Origin of the sequence: Mycobacterium sp. (genome assembly GCF_032161845.1) — a bacterium.
Classification (GTDB): Bacteria; Actinomycetota; Actinomycetes; order Mycobacteriales; family Mycobacteriaceae; genus Mycobacterium.
The window spans coordinates 1-8,443 of record NZ_JAVRQA010000306.1; the positions used below are offsets into that span (position 1 = coordinate 1).

An 8,443-nucleotide genomic window follows, 5' to 3' on the forward strand; every position below is an offset into this window, starting at 1 on the left:
ATGTCCAACAACTCGGCGGTGACGATCGAAGGCGGCGAGATCGGCCGAGCCCAGGCCATGCAGGCGCGGGCGGCGGGACTTGAGCCAAGCGTGCGGTTCAACCCGATTCTGCTCAAACCTGGCGGTGACCGGACCTCTCAGCTGGTCGTCATGGGCCAGGTGGCGGGTACGGTCGCAGCGGGTGACTACTTCCACCACCGGGCCAGGCTGGCCGAGGTGGTCAACGCCGAACTCGGCTCGCTCAGAAGCGAATTCGATGCCGTCATCTGCGAGGGGGCGGGCTCGCCGGCCGAGATCAACCTGCGGGCAACCGACCTGGCCAATATGGGCCTGGCGCGGGCAGCCGATATTCCGGTGCTGGTGGTCGGGGACATCGACCGCGGCGGCCTGCTGGCCCACCTGTTCGGAACGGTGGCCGTGCTGGAACCCGACGACCAGCGGCTCATCTCGGGATTCGTGGTCAACAAGTTCCGCGGCGACCCCGCTCTGCTGGCACCCGGCCTCGATCAGCTCGAACGGCTCACCGGGCGACCGACATACGGCGTCATCCCATACGACGACGGCCTGTGGCTGGATGCGGAGGACTCGCTGTCGGTCCAATCGCACCGGATCGTCGGGATCCCCGAGCCGGCGCGCGGCGCGGACTCGCTGCGGGTGGCCGCCATCCGGCTGCCGCGAATCTCCAATTCCACGGACGTGGAGGCACTCGCGTGTGAGCCGGGCGTGCTGGTCCGGTGGGTCACCGACGTCGCAGACCTCGCGGACGCCGACGCCGTCGTCGTGCCGGGCAGCAAGGCGACTGTGTCCGATCTCGAGTGGCTGCGGGAACGTGGCCTCGCCGATGGCGTGCTGGCGCACGCGGCTTCCGGGCGCGCCGTGGTCGGCATCTGCGGTGGTTTCCAGATGCTCTGTCGAACCATCGACGATCCAGTGGAGTCGGGCCAGCGTCACGTCGACGGGTTGGGTCTCCTGGACGCCGACATCGTCTTCGAAGCCACCAAGACGTTGCAACACTGGGATGTTCCGTTGCGCGGGTACGAGATTCACCACGGTCAGGTCGCGCGGACCGCCGATGACCCCTGGCTGGGCGTCGGCATTCGGCGCGGCGCCGTGTACGGCACGCACTGGCACGGCCTGTTCGACAACGACGACGTCCGCCGCCGCTGGCTCACCGACGCTGCGGTGGCGGCAGGCAGGCAGGGTTTCGTCGTCGCCGACGACGTGAACGTGGCCGGCCGCCGCGATGCCCAGCTCGAGGTGATGGCCGACCTTCTGGCGGCCAGTCTCGACGTCGCCGCGGTGCTGGACCTGCTCGAGCATGGTGCACCGTCGCGGCCCGTAATCGCCTCGGCGATCACTGGTCGGTGACTAGCCTTGGATGATGTCGTCGGCGGCGAAGGTGCTCGTCGCGGTGGCGGGCGTGGTCATGCTGCTGTCGGGCTGTGCCGTCAAGGGCACACCGACCTGGCCGGGAGCGCGACTGAACGGCGCTCTGCTGACGGCCGAAGACTTCCCGTCGGGAGTCCGGTACGACCGAATCTTCGAACAACTCGGTCAGGCCGACGGTGAGGGCGGCCCGCCCGCGATGATGTCCGAACCCGACGGCTGCGCGGACGGGCTGACCCGGGTGATCGCCGCGTCGGCGGAGCGCGGGCCGGGAAACGCCGCGAAGTACGACGTCGCCTATGACGGTGCGCGGATCGTCATGACGGTCCTCGGATCGGAGCTGGACCTGAAGCACCTGGCGGCCACCGCAGCCCGATGTGAGCTGTATCTGACGTACTTCGACGAGGCATCGGAGCCGATCCTGATCACCACCACCAAGCTGAAGGCCGTGCGCCCGCAGTCGCTGGTGTACCAGCAGACCATGCAGTTGCAGGGCTCGGAGAGCAGCGTGTACTTCGCATTCGAGAACGTTGGTGATTCTGGGATGTTCGGTATCGCGTTCCCGACCGGCGATCCGTCGATCTCCGTCAAAGCGTCGCTCCCGCAAACGTTTCTGGACATCACCGCCAAGCAGGCAGTTCGGCTGCAACAGCGCTGAGCGTTGTATTGCAAGCCCGTTAAAACCAGCCCTAACAAGATCGATCCCTGTAGCGTGGCGCAATGCCTTCGACCGTGCTCACCATCGACGGTTTTCCGGCGACCGTCGACGTGTCGGGCCCCGAGAAGGGGTCATCCGTCGTGCTGCTCGGAGCCGCGCATCATGGGCCTGCGGCGTACGACGCCGTCTGTCAGCGGTTGCACACCGCGTCGCTGCGGACCGTCGTCATCCCCCCTGACCCGCGGTTGAGCCCCAAGTCCGTGGTCGGAATCCTCGACGCCGTCGGCGTGCGCTGGGCGCTGCTGGTGGGCGACCGGGTCGGTGGCGAGCTGGCGTGGGAGCTCGCCGCGACCCGGCTGGATCGGTTCATCGGGCTGGTCGTGGTCGACCGCGGTCATCCGCGGGTGCCCGACCAAGCAGGCGTCGTCCGCGACGAGCATTGCCCACCCGTGGAAGTGAACACCACGGCCCTGGTCAGCACACCTGCGGCGCGGAACGTGGCCCAAGCCAGTCAACGTTACGTGTACGGCGACTACCGCATCGTCGAGTTGCTCGGCCGACGCAACGTCGCGGAGTCCACCGCGCAGCTGGCCGCCGAGATCGTCCTCCGGACCAGCACCTGGTGAAGCCGGACGGGAAGGTTGCGCGTCTGTCGGCCGTCTTCCCTATCCTTCGCACATGGTGTCGTCGCACGGCTTCGTCCTCAACACGAGTGAGCTACTCGGCGAGTTCGAACCCGCGACCGTCACCCGCGGTACCAGGTACGCCAATCTGGGTCGCGTCCGCAACACCGCGTGGAGCGATGACGGGCTCGAACTGTCCGGTCACTGCGCTGGCTCGGACGACAATCTGTACTTGGTCCACGTCGGCTTCGAGCGTTTCGGCGACGACCTCCGACTGGCGTGGGCGGAGTGCTCTTGTCCGGTCGTGGCGTACTGCAAACACGCGGTCGCGCTCCTTCTGACTGCTGCGGGCCATCCCCAACCGCCCGCCGCCGACCGTTGGCGCACCGTGCTCACCAAGATGCTGGACGAGCTGGCGCCTGCGGGCAGCGAACACTGCCTGCCGATCGGGTTGGAGTTCTCCGTCGCGCCCTCCAACAGATACCGGTCGGGCACCCAAATCGCGCTGCGTCCCGTCACCATCGGCAAGCGCGGAACCTGGATCAAGACCGGCCTGAACTGGCAACGTCTCGCCTATCACGCCGCTGCCGCCGAGTTCGATCGGCGCCAATACGACGCACTCCGCGCACTCGTCACCGACGTGCAGCGGACCGGCATCGTGCCCGTCAGCGACGTGATGTCGATCGCCTATGTCCCGCCGGCCTTTTGGCCGCGGCTCGATGAGGCACTTGAGGCTGGGGTCACCATCGTCGCCGATGGCAACAGCGGTCTGCAGGCGGTCGACTTCGTCAAGAGCGCGCAGATGCGGCTCGAGTTCAGCTCCGCCGACGACGGCGGGGCAACGATGTCGGTCGCGTTGATCGTCGACGGTGAGCGGTGTGATCGCACTGGTATCGGCCTCATCGGGTCACCTGCACCCCACGGGGTGTACGAAGTCATCGACGGCGTACTGCGGCTGGGCCGGTTCGATCCGTTGCCCGCACGTACGACGCTGGACCTCGTCGCCCGCGACGAAGTCGTGCACATTCCCGTCGACACGGTCGCGGAGTTCTCGCTGGACGTGCTTCCCCGGTTGGTCGCGGTCACGCCGGTGGACATCGAGGAGGGGCTGTTCACTCCGCCGACCATCAGCGGGCCCATCCCGGTACTGATGGTGAAGCTTGGGGCCGACGGCGTCCACGCGTACTGGAGCACCCGCTATCAGGTCAACGACAGGCATCACGACTTCGACCCCGACGTGGTTCCACCGCGCACGGCGTACCGCGATGCCGACGCCGAGGCGCGTGCCTGGGACGCCGTTACCCCTGCGCTGCGGGTCGTCGCTGCCGCGTCGCGCACCTGGAAACACCAGGCCGTCCGACATCTCACGCAGGCCGTGAAGGGGCTGGCGACCGCAGAGGCGGTCCACGAGCTGACGGCCATCGGCGCCTCCGACGGTGCGGCAGGCGCAGCCGCCGCGGCCTCGCCGGCGACACTTCGCTCGGGTATCGATCTCACCCTGGTAGAGGCCGCGGTGCTGATCGACGAACTGCTGCCGCAGCTGAACTGCCGAGGCGCCTTCGCGATCGAAGTGGACCAGGGTGCACCCCACTTCCGAGCCGCCGAAAACGTTCCGCAGCTCGAGTTCGGCAGCGGCGACGGCGAGCCGGTCCGCAACGACTGGTTCGACCTGAGCATGGCGCTACAGATCGACGGTCAGCAGGTACCCATCGCGGCGGTCATCGCTGAATTGGCTTCGGGTGCAACACATATGCTGCTACCGAACGGTGTCTACTTCCGCCTCGACACACCCGAACTCCTGCGTCTGCGGGATCTGATCGACGAGGCTCGCGCGCTCGGTGAGATCGAGGGCGACAAGGTGAATGCCGGATCGGGCAACATCACCCTGTGGGAGGAGTTACTGGCCCTCGGCGTCGTCGACGAGCAGCTGGCCAGCTGGCGAGAACGCCTCGCCAGACTTTCGACGGCGCGGCCACCGGTGCCCATCGACGTGCCAGAAGGGCTCGACGCCACGCTGCGTGACTACCAGCGTGACGGCCTGAATTGGCTGGCTTTCCTGTGGGACAACGAACTTGGTGGTGTGCTTGCCGACGACATGGGGCTCGGCAAGACCGTGCAGACCCTCGCCCTCATCGCGCGCGTTGCCGAGCAGGGCTCCCGGCGCTTCCTGGTGATCGCGCCAACCAGCGTGGTCACCAACTGGGTCGCCGAGTGTCACAAGTTCACGCCAGGGCTGACGGCGGTCGCCGTCACCAGCACCGAGGGTCGATCGGGAACATCGCTGGCGGAGCAGGTGGCGACCGCCGACATCGTGGTCACCTCGTACGCCCTGCTGCGCATCGACTTCGAGGCGTACGCCGCGATCGATTGGGCGGGCGTCATCCTCGATGAAGCCCAGTTCGTGAAGAACCACACCAGCAAGACTCACCAGTGCGTGCGTCGGCTCGACGCCCGATTCAAACTGGCCATCACCGGCACGCCGATGGAGAACAACCTGATGGAGCTGTGGTCGCTGCTGTCGATCACCGCACCCGGCCTCTTCCCGTCACCCAAGGTGTTCACCGAACACTTTCGCAAGCCGATCGAGACGGTCCGTGACAAGGAGCGGTTGGCCGTGCTGCGCCGTCGAATCAAGCCGGTGATGTTGCGCCGGACCAAGAACCAGGTCGCCGGTGAACTGCCGCCGAAGCAGGAACAGGTGCTCTCGCTCGACCTCGGTCCCAAGCATCGAAAGATCTACGACACGCACATGGCCCGCGAGCGTCAGAAGGTTCTTGGGCTACTCGGGGACTGGGAGAAGAATCGATTCCAGATCTTCCGGTCGCTGACGCTGCTACGGCAGCTCAGCCTGCATGCCGGTTTGGTCGACGAGTCGAAGATGGAGGTCGGCGCGGCGAAGGTCGACTTCCTGGTCGAGCAGTTGCCGGTCCTGGTGGCTGAGGAGCACAGCGCACTGGTCTTCAGCCAGTTCACCGGATTCCTCGACATCCTGCGGATCCACCTGGATGCCGTCGGAGTCCGGTACAGCTATCTGGACGGGTCATCGAGTTCCCGCCAGCGCGACGCCGCGATCCGCAGCTTCAAGGCAGGCACCAATCAGGTGTTCCTGATCAGCCTCAAGGCCGGTGGCTTCGGCCTGAACCTCACCGAAGCCGACTACTGCTTCGTCTGCGACCCGTGGTGGAATCCGGCGGCGGAGGCCCAAGCCGTCGACCGGACGCACCGCATCGGTCAGACGCGTCCGGTCACCGTCTATCGGCTGGTGTCGGAAGGGACCATCGAGGAGAAGGTGGTCGCCTTGCAGGCGCGCAAGCGCGACCTGTTTGCCGCCGTCGTCGACGAGGGCGATGTGTTCGGGTCGGCCGTCACCGCCTCGGACGTACGAGAACTCTTCGGGTAGTTGGCCTTTCAGCGCTAGACGAGGTCGGCCACCTCGACCTGCTTGATCGGACCGGTGAACCACTTCTTCACCGACAGGTGCCAGTAGACGAACAGCAGGATCAGCACGGTGCCAACGAGGATGGGGGTGTAGTTGACGTACTTCCACTCGAAGCCCGGATCCCACGGGGTGCCCAGGTTGGAGGTCGGGAACAGGGCGATGATCGAGGTGACGACGATCTCGATCAGGGCGACCGGCGCCATCCACTTGTGGTGACCACGCAGATTCCACTTGCCGACCGGGAACGAGTCGCCGGCCTTCCAGCGGTAGTAGATCGGCACGGCGAAGCACAGGTAGAGGCCGACCACACCGATCGAGACCACCGCGAAGAACGCGACGGGAACCGGTGCTCCGTTGATGTCGACCTGCACGAGCGCGGGAAGGGTGATGGCCGCCGCGATCACGGCGGTGACGATGACACCGTTGGCCGGGATCTTGTTCTTGCTCACCTTGGACCACAGCTGATGGCCGGGGACGGCGCGGTCACGGCTGAAGGCGAACAACATCCGCGAGGCACTGGTCTGGCAGGCGGTGGTACAGAAGAACTGGCCCGCGGTCGAGATCAACAGCACGATCGCCACCCACTTGGAGTCCATCGCCTGGGCGAAGATCACCGCGACCGCGCCGCCACCCTTCGTCACCCCGTCGACGTCCTGGACGGCGAAGAGGAACGACAGCAGCAGAATCCAGCCGCCGATGGCGGAGTAGAAGATCGACCGCCAGATACCCTTCGCCGCACCGTCGGCCGCGCTCATGGTCTCCTCGGAAAGGTGCGCCGAGGCGTCGTAACCGGTGATCGTGTACTGGGTGAGGATCGCCGAGATTGGCAGCACGAAGAACAGGAAGCCCACGCTGGACGTCGAGCCGCCGAAGAAGCCCGTGTTGTTGACGGTCGTGGCGAACACGTCGCTGAAACTTGCGTGCTGCTCGGGGATGAGGAACAGGATCAGGACGACGGCAATCGCGCCGGCCACGTGCCACCACACCGAGACATTGTTGATCACGGCGAGAAGGTGCGACGAGAAGATGTTGATCGTCGCCGAGATCGCCAGAATGACGACGAAGATGACGAACGTCCTGGTCAGGCTGTAGCCGGCGAGCCAGGTTTCACTGAACGTGCCGAGGGTCAGATCCAGGAAGGTGGCGCAGCCGTAGGCCACCGACGCCAGGATGGCGATCAGCCCGATGAGGTTCAGCCAGCCGGTGTAGAAACCCGCCTTTGCACCACCGAGCTTGCTGGCCCACCAGTAGATGCCGCCCGACGTCGGATATGCGGACACCAACTCCGACATGCACAGCCCGATGATGAGGATGAAGATCGAAATGATCGGCCAGCCCCAGGCGATGGCGGCCGGCCCGCCGTTGTTCCAGCCGAGGCCGAAAGACGTGAAGCAACCCGCCAGGATCGAGATGATTGAGAACGAGATGGCGAAGTTGCTGAAGCTGGACCACGTGCGGTTCAGCTCCTGGGTGTAGCCGAGTGACGCAAGGTGCTTCTCGTCGTCGGACAGTTCTTCGTGACCCTCTGGCACGGTAGTTCTCCTTCTCGGGGCAGGCGCACGAGAGTGCGCTCACTGCTTACGGACAATAGAGTGGCAATGGTCTTGTGTCCTACCTTTGGCAGTGACGATTGAGTAAATCTGCGAACAGAATGCGCGGTGAACCAAATCCAATGGTTGACTCAGACCCATGTTCGTCGGCTTTGAGAGGCAGGGCACGTGACCAAGGGAACCGCTAGGACAGGGATGCTCCAGCTGCCCGAGCTGGAGAAGTTGGTCGCCGAAGGAGACGTCGATACCGTCATCGTCGCCTTCACCGACATGCAGGGCCGGCTGACCGGCAAACGGATCTCGGCCCGGCTGTTCGTCGACGACGTGATCGAGCACGGAGCCGAGTGCTGCAACTACCTGCTGGCCGTCGACGTCGACATGAACACCGTCGACGGATATGCGATGTCCAGCTGGGAGGCTGGCTACGGCGACATGGTGATGACGCCGGACTTCTCGACGCTGCGCAACATTCCGTGGCTGCCGGGTACTGCGTTGGTGATGGCCGACCTCGGCTGGCACGACGGCAAGCCCGTCGGTCCCGCGCCGCGGGGAATCTTGCGCGCTCAGCTCGACCGACTGGCGCAACGCGACATGGTCGCGGTCGCGGCCACCGAGCTCGAGTTCATGGTCTTCGACGACTCCTTCCGCGACGCGTGGTCGAAGGGCTACACCGGCCTGACCGCCGCCACCGACTACAACATCGACTACGCGATGCTGGCCTCCACCAGGATGGAACCGCTGCTACGCGACATCCGGGTCGGGATGGAAGGCGCGGGGCTGTACTGCG

Annotated in this window: 6 protein-coding genes; 5 read left to right on the plus strand and 1 reads right to left on the minus strand. The window is 65.6% G+C overall.

Annotation, left to right across the window (positions count from 1 at the left end; translation table 11 throughout):
• The 4 genes from QOD90_RS16725 to QOD90_RS16740 form a co-directional block, all read left to right on the plus strand.
• Positions 1–1,368, plus strand: a 1,368-nt coding sequence (locus tag QOD90_RS16725; RefSeq protein ID WP_526351646.1) for a cobyric acid synthase, incomplete at its 5' end; no start/stop codon positions are given.
• Between the two features lie 13 nt (positions 1,369–1,381).
• Positions 1,382–2,044, plus strand: coding sequence for a hypothetical protein (locus tag QOD90_RS16730; protein ID WP_526351648.1), 663 nt, complete (start codon positions 1,382–1,384; stop codon positions 2,042–2,044).
• Between the two features lie 62 nt (positions 2,045–2,106).
• Entirely contained in the window at positions 2,107–2,670 is a 564-nt protein-coding gene (locus QOD90_RS16735) for an alpha/beta fold hydrolase (protein WP_526351650.1), read from the plus strand.
• A 52-nt stretch (positions 2,671–2,722) separates the two neighbouring features.
• On the plus strand, positions 2,723–6,067 hold the full coding sequence (locus QOD90_RS16740) for a DEAD/DEAH box helicase (protein ID WP_526351652.1): 3,345 nt from the start codon (positions 2,723–2,725) through the stop codon (positions 6,065–6,067).
• A gap of 14 nt (positions 6,068–6,081) precedes the next feature.
• On the opposite strand, the gene QOD90_RS16745 is transcribed toward QOD90_RS16740, so the two are convergent.
• Positions 6,082–7,638 carry an amino acid permease gene (locus QOD90_RS16745; RefSeq protein WP_526351654.1) on the minus strand — a complete coding sequence of 519 codons (1,557 nt, stop codon included), beginning with the start codon at positions 7,636–7,638 and terminating at the stop codon, positions 6,082–6,084.
• Between the two features lie 213 nt (positions 7,639–7,851).
• On the opposite strand from QOD90_RS16745, the gene QOD90_RS16750 reads away from it, so the two are divergent.
• Positions 7,852–8,443, plus strand: a 592-nt coding sequence (locus QOD90_RS16750) for a type I glutamate--ammonia ligase (RefSeq protein WP_526351656.1), incomplete at its 3' end; no start/stop codon positions are given.